Annotated in this window: 16 protein-coding genes; 15 read left to right on the top strand and 1 reads right to left on the bottom strand. The window is 55.2% G+C overall.

The features are described from left to right. The 10 genes from PRECH8_RS05190 to PRECH8_RS05145 all read left to right on the top strand — a co-directional run bounded on the left by PRECH8_RS05190 (nucleotide 1) and on the right by PRECH8_RS05145 (nucleotide 7,212). Nucleotides 1-231 carry a KH domain-containing protein gene (locus PRECH8_RS05190; protein ID WP_200966026.1) on the top strand — a complete coding sequence of 77 codons (231 nt, stop codon included), beginning with the start codon at nucleotides 1-3 and terminating at the stop codon, nucleotides 229-231. A gap of 61 nt (nucleotides 232-292) precedes the next feature. Beyond that, the gene (rimM, locus tag PRECH8_RS05185; RefSeq protein ID WP_200966025.1) at nucleotides 293-811 is read left to right on the top strand and encodes a ribosome maturation factor RimM; all 519 of its coding nucleotides are present in this window, start codon (nucleotides 293-295) and stop codon (nucleotides 809-811) included. 1 nt (nucleotide 812) lies between these two features. Continuing rightward, on the top strand, nucleotides 813-1,580 hold the full coding sequence (gene trmD / locus PRECH8_RS05180; protein ID WP_200966024.1) for a tRNA (guanosine(37)-N1)-methyltransferase TrmD: 768 nt from the start codon (nucleotides 813-815) through the stop codon (nucleotides 1,578-1,580). A 169-nt stretch (nucleotides 1,581-1,749) separates the two neighbouring features. Next, nucleotides 1,750-2,091: a 50S ribosomal protein L19 gene (rplS, locus tag PRECH8_RS05175; RefSeq protein ID WP_200966023.1), complete on the top strand. Its 342-nt coding sequence runs from the start codon at nucleotides 1,750-1,752 to the stop codon at nucleotides 2,089-2,091. A 158-nt stretch (nucleotides 2,092-2,249) separates the two neighbouring features. Beyond that, nucleotides 2,250-2,828, top strand: coding sequence for a signal peptidase I (lepB, locus tag PRECH8_RS05170; RefSeq protein ID WP_242457443.1), 579 nt, complete (start codon nucleotides 2,250-2,252; stop codon nucleotides 2,826-2,828). Next, the gene (ylqF, locus tag PRECH8_RS05165; protein ID WP_200966022.1) at nucleotides 2,825-3,685 is read left to right on the top strand and encodes a ribosome biogenesis GTPase YlqF; all 861 of its coding nucleotides are present in this window, start codon (nucleotides 2,825-2,827) and stop codon (nucleotides 3,683-3,685) included. The genes lepB and ylqF overlap by 4 nt, the downstream gene beginning before the upstream one ends. 116 nt (nucleotides 3,686-3,801) lie before the next feature. Further along, nucleotides 3,802-4,410, top strand: coding sequence for a ribonuclease HII (gene rnhB / locus PRECH8_RS05160; RefSeq protein ID WP_200966021.1), 609 nt, complete (start codon nucleotides 3,802-3,804; stop codon nucleotides 4,408-4,410). A 144-nt stretch (nucleotides 4,411-4,554) separates the two neighbouring features. Next, on the top strand, nucleotides 4,555-6,546 hold the full coding sequence (locus tag PRECH8_RS05155; protein WP_200966020.1) for a TP0910 N-terminal domain-containing protein: 1,992 nt from the start codon (nucleotides 4,555-4,557) through the stop codon (nucleotides 6,544-6,546). Further along, entirely contained in the window at nucleotides 6,543-6,857 is a 315-nt protein-coding gene (locus tag PRECH8_RS05150; RefSeq protein WP_200966019.1) for an EscU/YscU/HrcU family type III secretion system export apparatus switch protein, read from the top strand. The genes PRECH8_RS05155 and PRECH8_RS05150 overlap by 4 nt, the downstream gene beginning before the upstream one ends. Next, entirely contained in the window at nucleotides 6,844-7,212 is a 369-nt protein-coding gene (locus PRECH8_RS05145) for a YraN family protein (RefSeq protein ID WP_200966018.1), read from the top strand. Before PRECH8_RS05150 ends, PRECH8_RS05145 begins: the two co-directional genes overlap by 14 nt. Before the next feature lie 67 nt (nucleotides 7,213-7,279). Here PRECH8_RS05145 and PRECH8_RS05140 read toward each other — a convergent pair whose 3' ends face one another. Beyond that, nucleotides 7,280-7,534: a hypothetical protein gene (locus PRECH8_RS05140; RefSeq protein ID WP_200966017.1), complete on the bottom strand. Its 255-nt coding sequence runs from the start codon at nucleotides 7,532-7,534 to the stop codon at nucleotides 7,280-7,282. A 271-nt stretch (nucleotides 7,535-7,805) separates the two neighbouring features. On the opposite strand from PRECH8_RS05140, the gene PRECH8_RS05135 reads away from it, so the two are divergent. From PRECH8_RS05135 to topA, 5 genes are all read left to right on the top strand, one after another. After that, entirely contained in the window at nucleotides 7,806-9,404 is a 1,599-nt protein-coding gene (locus tag PRECH8_RS05135) for a YifB family Mg chelatase-like AAA ATPase (RefSeq protein ID WP_200966016.1), read from the top strand. Between the two features lie 283 nt (nucleotides 9,405-9,687). Further along, complete coding sequence (gene sucC, locus PRECH8_RS05130) at nucleotides 9,688-10,848, top strand: ADP-forming succinate--CoA ligase subunit beta (protein WP_200966015.1); 1,161 nt, start codon at nucleotides 9,688-9,690, stop codon at nucleotides 10,846-10,848. Nucleotides 10,849-10,866: 18 nt separating this feature from the next. Continuing rightward, the gene (sucD, locus tag PRECH8_RS05125; protein ID WP_200966014.1) at nucleotides 10,867-11,799 is read left to right on the top strand and encodes a succinate--CoA ligase subunit alpha; all 933 of its coding nucleotides are present in this window, start codon (nucleotides 10,867-10,869) and stop codon (nucleotides 11,797-11,799) included. Between the two features lie 112 nt (nucleotides 11,800-11,911). Then, a complete protein-coding gene (gene dprA / locus PRECH8_RS05120) occupies nucleotides 11,912-13,024 on the top strand; it encodes a DNA-processing protein DprA (protein WP_200966013.1) in 1,113 nt (370 codons plus the stop codon). A 22-nt stretch (nucleotides 13,025-13,046) separates the two neighbouring features. Then, complete coding sequence (gene topA / locus PRECH8_RS05115; protein WP_200966012.1) at nucleotides 13,047-15,155, top strand: type I DNA topoisomerase; 2,109 nt, start codon at nucleotides 13,047-13,049, stop codon at nucleotides 15,153-15,155. Nucleotides 15,156-15,175: the final 20 nt, after the last annotated feature.

Raw genomic sequence — 15,175 nt, 5'->3', positions numbered from 1 at the left:
GTGAAAGAATTAGTCAGTGTCATCGCCAAGAGATTGGTTGACCATCCCGAAGAAGTCCGCGTTACAGAGAAACAGAAGGAACATCTGATCGTGTATGAACTCTCGGTTCATCCCAGCGATGTCGGCAAAGTGATAGGCAAACAGGGGAGGATCGCCAAGGCGATCCGCACGGTCGTTACATCAGCGGCAGTGAAAGAGCAGAAACGGGTAGCTGTCGATATTCTATCGTAGGGCAGGGATCCTTCCTCGCCCTTTTTCTATATTTTCGATCACCGCATAAGGAGAGAGAGCTATGCAGGAAACCTTCTACACTGTCGGCAAAATCGTCAACACCCACGGGCTGAGAGGGCATCTTAAGATCTGGCCTACGACGGATTTTCCTGAGGAGCGCTTCAGTCAAGGCAGCGAATTAGTGATCGAACATGAGAAATTGGACGCACGGATCCCTGTTACTGTAGAATCGGTCAAGCTTCATAAGAAAACCTATCTGATCAAATTCGAACAATTCGATGATATCAATGAAGTTGAGCGATTCAAAGGGGGCCTCTTGAAGGTCAGCTCGAAGTATCTCTCCGAGCTGCCGCCGGGCGAGTACTATTACCACGAGATCATCGGCTGCGAAGTGATCACAGAGGATGGCGAAGTACTCGGCGTGATCAGCGAGATTCTGGCGCCGGGGGCCAACGATGTCTGGGTCGTGCAGCGGGAGAAGGGCAAGCCCGTGCTCATCCCCTATATCGATGAAGTGGTCAAGGAAGTCGATGTGCAGAATAAACGGGTGAAGATACATCTGATGGAAGGTTTGATCTGACGTGCGGATCGATGTCCTGACGCTGTTTCCGGAGATGTTCACGGGCTTCTTATCCCAGAGCATCATCGGCAAGGCAATTGAAAAAGGCGCCGTACAAGTCAATACTGTGAACTTCCGCGAATACGCGACGAACAAACATGGGACGGTGGATGATTACCCTTACGGGGGCGGAGGAGGCATGGTGCTGAAACCGGAACCGATCTTCCTGGCGGTCGAAGATCTGATCGCAGGGCAAGCGGTGAAGCCGCGCATCATCCTCATGTGCCCGCAAGGCGTCCCGTATACGCAGCGCATCGCTGAGCAGCTGGCGGAGGAGGAGCATCTGATCTTCATCTGCGGTCATTATGAAGGGTATGATGAGCGCATCCGTCAGCATCTGGTGACCGACGAGCTCTCGATCGGCGATTATGTGCTGACGGGCGGCGAATTGCCGGCGATGGTCGTCATGGACAGTGTCATACGCCTCTTGCCCGGCGTCCTCGGCAACGAGATCTCTGCAGTCACGGATTCCTTCAGCACTGGCCTGCTCGAGCATCCGCATTACACACGGCCGGCCGAGTTCCGCGGCTGGTCGGTGCCGGATGTCCTCTTATCCGGACATCACGGCGAGATTGCTAAGTGGCGGCATCGTGAGTCCTTGCGGCGGACGTGGCAGCGCAGGCCTGATCTGCTTCAGAACAGGGAGTTAAGCGAACAGGAACGCGCATGGCTGCGGGAATGGGAGGAAGAACGGGGCGCTGACAGCAGGCAAGAATCGGATGAAGCCTAGTCCCGGGATCATTCGCCGGCGCAACCGAGAAAAATGATTGTATTTCCACAGCCGCTGTGGTATTATTATACTCGTTGTGTTACAGGTCGGGTGGTCCTCTGCTCAGGCGATGATTGGGAGATAAGGCTCCCATAGCGGCAAGAACACCTTAGTGGAAGGAGGGAGTCATATGAATATCGTACAAGAGATTACCCGCGAACAACTGCGTCAAGATATACCAGCTTTTCGTCCTGGTGATACCTTGAAGGTATACGTGAAGGTTCGTGAAGGCAGCCGTGAACGGATCCAGTTGTTCGAAGGTGTGGTCATCAAGCGTCGCGGCGGCGGCATCAGCGAAACCTTCACCGTACGCAAGATCTCGTACGGGGTGGGCGTTGAGCGTACGTTCCCGCTGCACTCGCCGAGAATCGATAGAATTGAAGTGGCTCGCCGTGGTAAAGTTCGCCGCGCGAAACTTTATTATCTGCGTAATCTGCGCGGTAAGGCTGCAAGAATCGAAGAAAAACGATAAGAACAGAAGCAGAGGCTTGAGCACAACAAGCCTCTTTTTCATTCATTACAGAGATTATTTTTTCTTGGAGACATCTTATTGACATTCATTCCATCTTATGGTCATATCATATTGCGGGCTCTCATGCAGCTCTTGCATGGGCGATAAGATGAGATGGGGTGAATACGATCGACTTTCGTACCAATCTGATCTACCGGTGGCTGCTTGCTGCCGTGACGGCTTATGTTATCGTGCATTTTATGCTCTGGTTCGTCGTCACGCCGACACAGGTTAAGGGTGACTCGATGAAGCCGAACTTCTCTGACGGCCAATATGTGATCGTCGATCGATGGGCGTATTGGTTCGCCAAGCCGAAGCGCGGGGATGTGGTCGTCTTCCGCACGTCAGCCGGCGATTATTATATCAAGCGGGTTATTGCCTTGCCTGGGGAGACGGTTCGGGTAGAAGGAGATCATGTTTACATAAACGGCTCTCTGCTGCGGGAATATTACATCGAGGAAGAGATCCAAAGTCATCAAGCCGCCGGCGGTTACAATCATCTTGATTACCCGGAAACACTCGTGCCAGCCGGCCATGTGTTCGTGATGGGAGATAACCGGCCCAACAGCGTCGACAGCAGAAGCCTGAGTGTGGGCATGGTGCCGTACAGCCGTATCGTCGGCAGAGCGGACATGATTATCTGGCCTTATGAAAACATGCAATTTATACACCATGGAGATGTGGAGGTGCTGCCGTGACGATCCAGTGGTTTCCGGGTCATATGACGAAGGCCCGGCGGCAGATCGAAGCGAAGCTGAAGCTGATCGATATCGTCATCGAGCTTCTGGATGCGAGGATTCCGATCTCCAGCCGCAATCCGATGATCGATGAGATCTTGTCTGGAAAGAGACGTCTTGTGCTGTTGAATAAAGCTGATCTGGCGGATCCAGGTATCACTGAGGAGTGGGTCCGCTTTTTTGCCGATGAGGGGCTGCAAGCGCTGCCGGTCGATGCCTCGTCGGGGATGAATGTGCAGCAGATCTTCGCGCTCAGCCGTGAGATCCTGCAGGACCGGCTGGAAGCGCAGCGGCGCAAAGGCATGCGCCCGCGGGCGATTCGCGCGTTGATCGTCGGGATCCCCAATGTCGGCAAGTCGACGCTGATCAATCGGCTGGCCGGCAGGAGTGCCGCCGCTACGGGGGACAGGCCCGGCGTAACGAAGGGACAGCAATGGATCAAAGTGGGACACGATATGGAACTTCTGGATACCCCCGGCATCCTGTGGCCGAAGTTCGAAGACCAGGAGGTCGGCCTGCGCTTGGCAGCGACGGGGGCGATTAAGGAGGAAATCCTTAACGTCGATGATGTCGCCTTCTATGCCGTCAAACAGCTGCTGCAGCACTATCCGGATGCTCTTAGGGAGCGTTATCAAGTGGAGTACGGGGAAGTTGACCTGGACAATCCGCATGAGATCGTGGAGTTGATGGAAGCGATCGGCCGCCGGCGAGGCTGTTTGATGAGCGGCGGTGCGATCGACCTGGAGAAGGCCTCTCTGGTCATCTTGCGGGATCTGCGCAGCGGCAGACTTGGCAGGATCAGCTTGGACAGGCCTTAACGGGTTTAGACTTAGTAGATATTGTAAGATGGCAGATACCCTTAACAGAATGAAATGACAGGACCGAATTTTGAAAGATCTCTATTAACAGATCATGGGGAAGGCAGGAACGCGTGATGTTGCGATATGAACAAGAGCTTTGGGAACAGGGGTATACGCGGATCGCCGGCATCGACGAGGCGGGGCGCGGGTGTCTTCTAGGGGATGTGGTCGCCGCGGCGGTAATCCTGCCGCAGCATCTGGAGCTTCAGGGCGTTGATGATTCGAAGAAGCTGAGTGCGAAGAAACGGGACGAGCTTTATGACGTGATCATGGAGCAGGCCGTGGCCGTGGGCATCGGCCGCGTGGATGCGCAGACGATCGATCGAATCAATATCAAGCAGGCGGCTCGGCTGGCGATGCGGAAGGCGCTGGAGGCGCTTCTTGTCGAGCCGGAATATCTCTTGATCGATGCGGAGAAAGTGGACTCACCAATTCGCCAGCTGTCGGTTATTCACGGTGATGCGCTGAGCCAGTCGATCGCTGCGGCTTCGATCGTCGCCAAAGTGACCCGGGATCGGCTCTGCCTGGAGTGGGATCTGCAGTATCCGGAATACGGGATCGCCAAGCACAAGGGATATGCGACCAAAGCGCATCGCGAGAGCATCTTGATCCATGGCCCCTGTCCGCTGCACCGCCGCTCATTCCTCACGAATCTCCTTGCTCAGCAGCAACTGCTGTTCTAACTCTTCAAGTATACATACGTTTAACCGATATAGGTTAATAAGAACAAAATAACACGGACTTATCGCTTAGATCGATTCTGCATGTCGAATCACGTTTTCCAGACGCTGTTCATCGCTGCTTAGAACGGAAGGGAGGGAAGAAGGATGCACGTTGGTCATATGATGCGCGGGCTGCTGGGCGATCTTCAGGTTCAGTCTCAGGATGTTCGGAGGCTGGAACTTAGAGAGGGCCAAGTCGTGCGCGGCGTCGTCTTGCAGCTGCTGGAGGGTCAAGATGCGCTGATCTCATTGAACGGTGTTCACGTAAGGGCGCGTCTAGAGACCCCGTTGGAGGCCGGCCAAGCGGCATGGCTGCAAGTGCAGGCCGGGAGTACAGATGGACAGTTGGTCCTGCGCACGGTGATGATGAACGAGGGAGCAGGGGAGGAGCTGTTCACCCGTTTGCTGCAGCAGCTTGGGCTGCCCGATACCCCGCTTCATCGTGAGCTCTTGCGGCAAGCGCAGCAGCTGGGCGTGCAGCTGCAGACCAAGGAAGCACGCCTCCTGTCCAGCTTCCTGTCGCAGCAGCCTGCACATGTCGATGCGGCCGGATGGATGCAGAGCAGCATCATCGCTGTGCAGCGCGGTCTGCCGCTGAGCCGGGAGGCGGTGCTAAGCATCGCGCAGGTCATCCATGGCAGACCGCTGCCGCAGCTGCTGTCCTCCATCGCAGCAGAGATTGCTTCACTGCTCGCTTCCTCTTCCGAACATGGGGGCGTCTTCTCGCTGTCTGGACAGGCACATGGCATCCTGACAAGGCTGGCCGATGCCATCGCCCAATGGTTCGCTCAAGCCCGCGGTATGCCTGCGGCTTTCAGCGGTCAAGGCGGCGCGACCTGGATGCAGGGAGGCACTGCCGGCGGCATGCAGTCCCTGCAGACGGCTGCGGTCGGACGGACGGCTGCGGCAAATACAGCGGTGCCAAGTACTGCTTCTCCGGGATCACAGATGCCGGGAACACAAGCGGCCCAGCCGGGATCCGCGGCAAGCGGGCAGCAAGTTCCGGCCCCAGCATCCCTTCCCGCCGATACACCGCCGCTAAAACGACCGAACATTGGAAATGCTTCGAGCCATGCTTCTTCTTTAACCGCTGGCAATGGCAGGGGCTCACAGATGGTGCAGCTGGGAGGCCCCAGCGGTTCAGGCGCGGCGCCGCATTTGATACCCGCTTCTGCGTCAGCTCGAGCAGGAGCATCCTCCGGTAAAGCTTCGGCAGATTCCTTGCGTACACTGCCGTCCAATCCATCACAGGCTCTTGATGCGCAAACAGCATCCGCGGGAAGAATCTACGCTGCCGGCGAAGTAGCACGTCTGGACGGCTCCTTGCTGCGTCAGCTGTTGCAGACCCTGGGACTTGATTATGAATATGGGCTCATGGAGCGCCTCATTCTGCAGCAGCCGGACCGCGCAGCAAACATCATGAATCCCCCAACGGCGGATTCGATAATATCGGCACCCGCAGCAGAGCAAGCAGCTGCAGCACAGGAGGCAGCAGGTGCGGCGCCGCCTCCCGCTGCGGAGACGATCAAGAGCTTGCTGCTGCAGGCTTCGACGATCGAACAACTGCCGGCGGCCCTGCGCGAGACCATCCAACAGGCCGCGCAGGCGATCACGGGACAGCAGCTGCTGCTCAGCGGGGATCGCCATTCGCCGATTACCTATGTGACCATGTTTGTGCCGGTAATGAACGAACAAGGGGAGCATCTGGCTTCGGTCCATATCCAGACGCGCCGCGGCAAACGCGGCGAGCTGGACAGTGCGAACTGCCATCTGTTCTTCGATCTTGAGCTAGAAGCCTTGGGAGAGATGATGATCGATATGCAGGTGACAGAGCGCATCGTATCGCTTCGCATCTACAATGATCATCCCCTGTCGCAGATGCTTATGCAGGAAGGGAAGGAGCAGATCCAGCAGGCATTGGAGGAACTGGGATATCACTTGTCCACCCTGCAGGCGTATCCGCTGCCCGGATACGATGCTCCGCCGGCTGGTAAGACCTGCGGCGGGGAGGCATCTGCAGTGAAACAACAAGACATCCAGGGGCTAAGAAGATATGCGGCCGGCGCTGCTTATAGAGGAGTCGATCTTCGCATATGAGAGGGAAGCGTCGTTCGAAGGAACAGAAGCGAGAACAAGCCGTTGCTCTGCGCTATGAACCGAGTGAACATGAGGTTCCCATCCTCGTGGCGAAGGGCAAGGGTCTGGTCGCCAGGAATATCATTGACAAAGCCAAGGAACACGGTATACCGATCCAGGAGGACGCCTCTCTTGTTGAAGTGCTGTCGAAGCTGGAGCTGAATCAACAGATCCCCCTGGAGTTGTATCAATTGGTCGCTGAAGTATTAAGCTTCGTCTATCGAACGGATCGGAAGGCGAAGGAATGGAGTCAAGCGAATGACGTATGGTGATTATCGCCGGCGGCTGGGACAGAAGGGGGAGCAGGCGGCTTGCAGCTATCTGCTGTCGCGCGGCTATCGCCTTATCGACCGCAATTGGCGCTGCCGCTTAGGTGAAATCGATGTTGTGGCGGGATTGGACGAGCAGCTGGTGATCGTGGAAGTCAGGACGCGGTCCAGCGACCGATTCGGCAGCGCCGCTGAATCCATCGACGCGCGCAAACAGTGCAAGCTGCGGCAATTGGCGCTCCTCTATATGAAAGAGAAGCATTATCCGCAGGATACGCGGCTGAGGTTCGATGTAATTGCCGTTCGTATGCTGGCTGACGGAGGGGTTCAGATCGAGCATATTCCGGAAGCTTTTTGATACATATAACCAAAATATGAGCGTATCCTCGGTTCATCCGAGAATACGCTCATAACAACATCGGGCATTAACTTAGCAGCTGCGGCTGAGGAATTCGAGGTTCCCGTTCCGCTTGTTTGATAAAACGCATCTCATTGCCCATAAACTGGCATACCAAGCATTGGATCGTCGCCTCTTCCTGCGGAAGTGCTTCCGGTTCCTCCAAAGCGAGCACCTCGCCGGTAATTGCATCTTTGATCATTCGCTGGCAAGTGCTTGAGATGATATTGAATTTGACCCGATTGGACCTGCAGTTCGGGCAGTAGTACGGTTTGTTCTCCATCCTTTCATCACCTCATGTAAAGTATTGCCCCAATAGCGTAATTTCATCCCCAGAATTCATCTCGTGAAGAAGGAAATTCCAGATCTATGTCGTATTAGCAATATAGTGTCATAGGTAAATCCAGCTCATATGGATCAAGTCTCATAGATCAATGGATAAGTAGAATAAGAGGAAGCACCCTATTCTAACTGTTCTGATACGAGCGGACACCCGTTACAGCTGACATTCAAGCCGGGTGAGCCGATTAACAGTAGAGAGGGTGTTCTTTGTTATGTATGGACAAGTGTATGGATGCTGCATTCACGGCATTGAAGGGGTGGTCGTGGAGATCGAAGCGGATCTCGCCCGCGGCCTGCCGCAGATTCATCTGGTCGGACTGCCCGATTCAGCCGTTCGCGAATCCATCGATCGGATCCGCGCAGCGATCAAGAACACGGGTTATCGCTTCCCCCAGGAACGCGTAACGATCAATCTAGCACCGGCGGATCTGCGCAAAGAGGGTACGGCCTTCGATCTTGCCATTGCCGCCGGCGTACTCCTTGCGTCCGGTGAGGTGAAGGCGGATGTCAGCCGGACGATGTTCATCGGCGAGCTTTCGCTCGATGGCAAAGTCCGTCCCGTACCCGGTGTGCTGCCGATGGCGGCAGCTGCCAAGCAAGCGGGGTTCAAGCGCGTGATCCTTCCCGCTGAGAATGCAGCAGAAGCAGGGTTGATCAGCGGCATCGAGATCGTTCCGATTCGCAGTCTTGAGCATCTGCGTGCGATGGAAGCCGACGGATCGCTTCCTAAGCCGCTTGGGGGAGAGGACAGCGCACAGCGGAACGGCTTGTTCTCCGTCCATCTGCAGTACAGCTTAAGCACAGCGGCGGATGATGCCCAAGCCATAGAAACACCCGATATCGACTACGGGGATGTACAAGGGCAGCATCAAGCGAAACGGGCGGCGATGATCGCAGCTGCCGGCAGGCATCATATGCTGCTCATCGGCCCTCCCGGATCGGGGAAGACGATGATCGCAAGGCGCCTGCCGTCGATTCTTCCTCCGATGTCCGAAGAGGAAGCCCTGGAAGTAATGAAGATCTACAGCGTAACCGGCAGGCTTCATGCGAATGGCAGAATGATGAGGCAGCGTCCTTTCCGCGCCCCCCATCATACGATCTCTCCGGCCGGACTGATCGGCGGCAGCGCCAGTCCGAAGCCGGGGGAAGTGAGCCTGTCCCATCACGGCGTGCTGTTCCTTGACGAGCTTCCTGAGTTTTCAAGATCGACCCTGGAGGTTCTGCGGCAGCCGATTGAGGACGGAATCGTGACGATCGGTCGAGCCCGAGCGATCTGTACGTTCCCAACGAAATTTCTCCTGGTTGCCGCGATGAATCCGTGTCCCTGTGGATTCTCGGGGAGCACGAGCAGCAAACGCGCCTGCACCTGCCCTTCTTATCGGAAAGAACAGTATATCTCCCGCATCAGCGGTCCGCTGCTCGATCGCATCGATCTGCACGTGGAAGTGCCATATATCGAATATGCCGAACTAAGCGGCGATGCCGGCCGCAGCCTGACCTCAGCTGCTATGCGGGAGATGATCGCGGCAGCGGAGCAGCGGCAAGCTAGCCGTTATCGAGAGAAGACCATCCGCTGCAACGGTGATCTGCGAGGAGAGGCACTGCGCAAATACTGCAAGATCTCCAAGGAGGCGGGGGAGATGCTGCAAGAATACTACGAAGCGCTCGGCTTAAGCATCCGCGCCCATGACCGTATCCTGAAGATCGCCCGGACAATCGCCGATCTCGACGATCACGAACAGATCGATACGGCGCATCTGGCCGAGGCGATCCAATACCGTGCTCTGGATATCCCTCTAGTAAATGGCTGAAATCCCTAGAAATCAGAGAAAGATCGCAAACGAAACTTAGAATATGGCAAAATATCAACGAACCTGTCACAAAAATGTAAAGAAACTTTCGAAAAATCGTGATACAATATATGGAGCCTGTGATTTCATTCCATATGTATTCGTATTCATACCAGTAAAAGCAATATCATTCGCAGCAGACAACTGCAATGCTTAATCGCTTACATAACCAAACCGGCATCTATCAAACAGCATGACGCATCGAGTCTCTCTATCTCATGAGTACTGAACAGGAGGAGTATGGATGAATATCCACGAGTATCAGGGTAAAGAAATTCTGAAACGCTACGGCGTCAAAGTTCCTGAAGGCAGGGTCGCCTTCTCTGTGGAAGAAGCAGCAGCGGCTGCCGAAGAACTCGGATTGCCCGTCGTTGTGAAGGCGCAGATCCATGCCGGCGGACGGGGCAAAGCAGGCGGCGTCAAAGTCGCGAAGACGATGGATGAGGTGCGGGCGCATGCCTCCGAGATCCTCGGCAAAGTGCTGGTCACGCATCAGACAGGACCCGAGGGTAAGGTTGTCAAGCGGCTGCTGATCGAGCAGGGCTGCAACATAAAGAAAGAATACTATCTCGGCGTAGTCGTCGATCGCGGCACGGGACGGGTTGTCATGATGGCTTCCGCGGAAGGCGGAACGGAGATCGAAGAAGTAGCAGCGGCGACACCGGAGAAGATCTTCAAGGAAGTGATCGATCCCGCCGTAGGTTTGCTGCCGTTCCAAGCCCGCAAGTTAGCCTATGCAATCAACATCCCGAACGAGCTGGTTAACAAGGCGGTTGCTTTCATGCTTGGACTTTACAACGCTTTCATCGATAAGGATTGTTCCATTGCGGAGATCAACCCGCTCGTCGTTACCGGCGACGGTGAAGTGATGGCGCTGGATGCCAAGCTGAACTTCGATTCCAACGCATTGTACCGCCATCCGGATATCTTGGAATTGCGCGATTTGGATGAGGAAGATGAGAAGGAGATCGAAGCTTCGAAGCATGACCTCAGCTACATTGCATTGGACGGCAATATCGGCTGCATGGTGAACGGAGCGGGACTGGCAATGGCGACGATGGACATCATCAAATATTACGGCGGAGAGCCCGCGAACTTCCTCGATGTCGGCGGCGGCGCGACGACGGAGAAGGTGACGGAGGCCTTCAAGATCATCCTCTCCGATCAGGATGTCAAGGGGATCTTCGTCAATATCTTCGGCGGGATCATGCGCTGCGATACGATCGCCAACGGCATCGTAGAAGCGGTGAAGCAGGTCGGCTTGGACAGACCGCTGGTCGTTCGTCTCGAAGGGACGAATGTTGACCTCGGCAAGCAGATCCTGCGGGATTCTGGGCTTGATATCGTCGCAGCGGATTCAATGGCTGACGGTGCACAGAAGATCGTCTCACTCGTAAATCAATAGGAGGATGTGACCGATACCATGAGTATACTACTGGATAAGCATACGAAGATTATCACGCAGAACATGACCGGTAAGACGGGGATGTTCCATACGAAGAGCTGTCTCGAATACGGTGCGCAGATGGTCGCCGGCACCGCCCCGGGCAAAGGCGGACAGCAGGTGGACTTTCATCTGGACAACGGCGAGACCGTGACCCTGCCCGTCTTTAATACCGTGCTCGAAGCCAAGGAAGCAACGGGGGCAACCGCTTCGGTCATCTATGTGCCGCCTGCTTTTGCCGCCGATTCGATCATGGAGGCGGTGGATGCGGAGCTGGACCTCGTGGTCTGCATCACCGAGGGCATCCCGGTGCTGGATATGGTTAAGGTTAAGCGCTATATGGAGGGCAAGAAGACGAAGCTCATCGGTCCGAACTGCCCGGGGATCACGACACCGGGACAGTCGAAGATCGGTATCATGCCCGGTTATATCCATGCGCCTGGTCATGTCGGCGTCGTCTCCCGTTCCGGCACGCTGACCTATGAAGCTGTGCATCAATTGACGAGCCGCGGCATCGGTCAATCCACGGCAGTTGGGATCGGCGGGGACCCGGTGAAGGGTATGGAGTTCATCGATATCCTGAAGCTGTTCAACGAGGACCCGGACACCTATGCGGTCATCATGATCGGTGAGATCGGAGGCACCGCGGAAGAGGAAGCCGCGGAATGGATCAAGGCGAATATGAAGAAGCCCGTTGTAGGTTTCATCGGCGGTCAAACGGCGCCTCCAGGGAAGCGCATGGGCCATGCCGGTGCGATTATCTCCGGCGGCAAGGGAACGGCTGCTGAGAAGATCCGGGTTATGGAAGCCTGCGGCATCCGTGTGGCACCGACCCCTGCGGATATCGGCGATACCCTTGTCGAAGCGCTTAAGGAGCATGGCATCTTGGAGAAGTGCATTACAGTGAAATAATCCTTACATTATATATCATATCGATGGTTTGATTGAAGGTAAGCAACCTTCCATGTTGATGAGATGTGGAGGGTTGCTTTTTTATTTTATAACTTAGAATGGAGGCAGGATGATGGATCGCAGAGATTGGCTGTTCGGGCTCAAGGAGATCCCGGGCATCGGCCTGGTGACCGTGCAGAATTTTTTGAAACACATGGAGAAACACATCAACCAAGGACTGTTTCCCGATGTATCCCAGCTGTCGATCAAGGACTTACGCTCGTTCGGAATCCCGGAGGACAAAGCACGAGCGATCAAACAAACAATGACGGAAGATTTCATCGCAGAGCGATATGAGCGGTACCGGAAGGCGGGAGTTCAGGTCATCGTCGATGGGGATGAAGCTTATCCGCCGCTCCTTAGGGAAATCTATCAGCGACCTTATGTTTTCTATGTAAAGGGAGATATCGAGAAACTCAAGCACCCGTCGATTGCCGTCGTCGGCACAAGGCGGGCGACCCCTTATGGGAAGCGAGCCGCGCGCAGGCTGGTGAGCGAGCTGTGTGCCGCCGGGTTGGGCATCGTCAGCGGCATGGCACGCGGTATCGATACGGAGGCCCATCGCACGAGCCTTGCGGAAGGGGCTCCCTCCGCCGCCGTATTGGGAACGGGACTGGATATCATCTATCCCAGGGAGAATGCTCTCTTGATCGACCGCATGGCACAGGAAGGCGTTCTCGTCTCCGAGTGGCCCCTCGGCACACCGGCAAGCAAAGGACTCTTTCACCTGCGCAATCGCATCATCTCGGGTTTGACGCTGGGGACCTTGGTCGTCGAGGCCGGCATGAAGAGCGGAGCCTTGATCACAGCTGAGTATGCCGTTGAACAAGACCGCGATGTGTACTTTGTTCCCGGTTCGATCTTTTCGGAGCAGAGCCAAGGAACTCTGGCGGAGATCAAAAATTTTCCTTCGCAATGTGTGACAAGCGGCGTTGAAATCGCGGAAAAATATACGCATATTATATCCCGGCTCAGGCCTTCCAGCCGCAAGCCCAGCGCCCGTGTGAAGCTTACGGAGGACGAGCGGCGGGTGCTCGAAATCATCGCCGAGAAGGAACGATCGATTGATGAAATTTTGGAATTGACGCAATACCAGTTTGGACATTTGCACACAGTTCTGCTATCTTTACTAATTAAGAAACAGATTCAAAAAACTCCAGGATCAACATATGTATCGATATATTGACCTCGGAGGGGAGGAGTCATTTTTGGCAGATTCGCTCGTAATCGTAGAATCGCCGGCAAAAGCAAAGACGATCAGTAAATATCTTGGCAAGAATTACATCGTTAAAGCATCGATGGGTCATATTCGCGATCTACCGAAGAGCCAAACCGGCGTAGATATTGAACAAGGATTTAAACCGAAATACATCACCATTCGAGGCAAAGGAGCGATTCTTAAGGAGCTCAAAGACGCCAGCAAAAAGGTCAAAAAAGTCTATCTCGCAGCGGACCCCGATCGCGAAGGCGAGGCGATTGCTTGGCACTTGGCACACTATCTGGAATTGGACGAGAATGAGCATTGCCGGGTCGTATTCAATGAGATTACGAAGCAGGCAGTTAAGGACGCATTCAAGTCGCCCAGACCGATCAATATGGATCTGGTGAACGCGCAGCAAGCGCGGCGGATCCTCGATCGCCTGGTCGGTTACCAGATCAGTCCCTTGCTCTGGAAGAAAGTAAAGAAGGGGCTGTCCGCCGGCCGCGTCCAATCGGTTACCGTGAAGCTGATCATCGATCGGGAGAATGAGATTCGTTCATTCGTGCCCGAGGAATACTGGACGATCACCTTGCTTGCCGCCCATGAAGGTCAGGAATTCGAAGCGAAGTTCTATGGGCGAAACGGCGAGAAACTCGAATTGAAGAATGAGAACGAAGTTCAGGAGATCCTCAAAGCGATCGAAGGCGCTCGGATCGTCGTCACTGATGTGAAGGAGCGGGAGCGGCTGCGCAATCCGGCGGCGCCGTTCATCACCAGTTCCTTGCAGCAGGAAGCGGCCCGCAAGTTGAACTTCCGTGCATCGAAGACGATGTCGGTAGCTCAGCAGTTGTACGAAGGGGTCGATCTCGGCAAGGAGGGAACCGTCGGGTTAATCACTTACATGCGTACGGACTCCACGCGAATCTCTCCTGTTGCGCAAGAAGAAGCGCGGGAGTGGATCATCCAGAAGTACGGGCAAGCCTATGTGCCGGACAAACCGCGGGTCTACACGAAGAAGAATGCCAGTGCGCAGGACGCTCACGAAGCGATCCGTCCTACTTCGGTGCATCGCACGCCGGAGCAAGTGAAGCCCTACTTAAGCCGGGACCAATACCGCCTGTACAAACTCATCTGGGACCGCTTCGTAGCAAGCCAGATGGCATCGGCGGTGCTCGATACGATGACCGTTGATCTCTCGGCTGGGGATGTGCTCTTCCGCGCCGCCGGTTCCAAGATCAAGTTCCCTGGATTTATGAAAGTCTATGTGGAGGGCAGCGATGACGGAACCGGCAGCCATGATGAGGAGAAATTCCTGCCTCCGCTGAAGAAGGACGACGAAGTGGAAACACGCAAGATCGAACCGAAGCAGCATTTTACGCAGCCGCCGCCGCGATATACCGAGGCGAGGCTCGTGCGCACGCTGGAGGAACTGGGCATCGGCCGGCCGAGCACCTATGCACCGACGCTGGAAACGGTGCAGAAACGCGGTTATGTCCGGTTAGAAGATAAGAGATTTGTGCCTACAGAGCTGGGTGAAGTCGTTAATCAACTGATGGAAGAATTCTTCCCGGAGATCCTCAATGTGGAATTCACGGCTGAGATGGAAGAGGAACTCGACCATATCGAAGAAGGGATCGCCGACTGGGTGAAAGTGCTCGACAACTTCTATCAGACCTTCGAGAAGAGGCTTAAAGTTGCCGAAGCCGAGATGAGCAAGATCGAGATCCAGGATGAAGTGTCGGATGAAGTCTGTGAGAAGTGCGGCCGTCACCTCGTCTATAAGATGGGACGTTTCGGGAAGTTCTTGGCTTGTTCGGGGTTCCCGGAATGCCGGAATACGAAACCGATCATCAAGGAAATCGGCGTGGACTGCCCCGGCTGCGGCGAAGGAAAGATCGTCGAGCGGCGCAGCAAGAAGGGACGCATCTTCTACGGCTGCAACAGATACCCGGATTGTGAATTCGTCTCCTGGGATAAACCGCTGGCCAAATCTTGTCCGGAATGCGGTTCCTATACCGTGGAGAAGCGAGCACGCGGTCAGGTTACGATCTTGTGTCCAAGCTGCGGTCACAAGGAGAAGCAAGCGAATCCTGACGATGAATCCGCCGCGGAATAACCGCGAGGCGAATCTCCGCA

This window comes from Insulibacter thermoxylanivorax (assembly GCF_015472005.1).
Classification (GTDB): domain Bacteria; phylum Bacillota; class Bacilli; order Paenibacillales; family DA-C8; genus Insulibacter; species Insulibacter thermoxylanivorax.
This window is presented reverse-complemented; position numbering and strand designations above follow the sequence as displayed.

What these genes read in the sequence shown, in the direction of transcription:
- dprA (WP_200966013.1), top strand. Translation starts at nt 11,912, where the DNA reads ATGGATCGCAGAGATTGGCTGTTCGGGCTCAAGGAGATCCCGGGCATC.
- PRECH8_RS05150 (WP_200966019.1), top strand. Translation starts at nt 6,543, where the DNA reads ATGAGAGGGAAGCGTCGTTCGAAGGAACAGAAGCGAGAACAAGCCGTT.
- rplS (WP_200966023.1), top strand. Translation starts at nt 1,750, where the DNA reads ATGAATATCGTACAAGAGATTACCCGCGAACAACTGCGTCAAGATATA.
- PRECH8_RS05135 (WP_200966016.1), top strand. Translation starts at nt 7,806, where the DNA reads ATGTATGGACAAGTGTATGGATGCTGCATTCACGGCATTGAAGGGGTG.
- sucD (WP_200966014.1), top strand. Translation starts at nt 10,867, where the DNA reads ATGAGTATACTACTGGATAAGCATACGAAGATTATCACGCAGAACATG.
- PRECH8_RS05155 (WP_200966020.1), top strand. Translation starts at nt 4,555, where the DNA reads ATGCACGTTGGTCATATGATGCGCGGGCTGCTGGGCGATCTTCAGGTT.
- PRECH8_RS05140 (WP_200966017.1), bottom strand. Translation starts at nt 7,534, where the DNA reads ATGGAGAACAAACCGTACTACTGCCCGAACTGCAGGTCCAATCGGGTC.
- sucC (WP_200966015.1), top strand. Translation starts at nt 9,688, where the DNA reads ATGAATATCCACGAGTATCAGGGTAAAGAAATTCTGAAACGCTACGGC.
- rnhB (WP_200966021.1), top strand. Translation starts at nt 3,802, where the DNA reads ATGTTGCGATATGAACAAGAGCTTTGGGAACAGGGGTATACGCGGATC.
- PRECH8_RS05145 (WP_200966018.1), top strand. Translation starts at nt 6,844, where the DNA reads ATGACGTATGGTGATTATCGCCGGCGGCTGGGACAGAAGGGGGAGCAG.
- rimM (WP_200966025.1), top strand. Translation starts at nt 293, where the DNA reads ATGCAGGAAACCTTCTACACTGTCGGCAAAATCGTCAACACCCACGGG.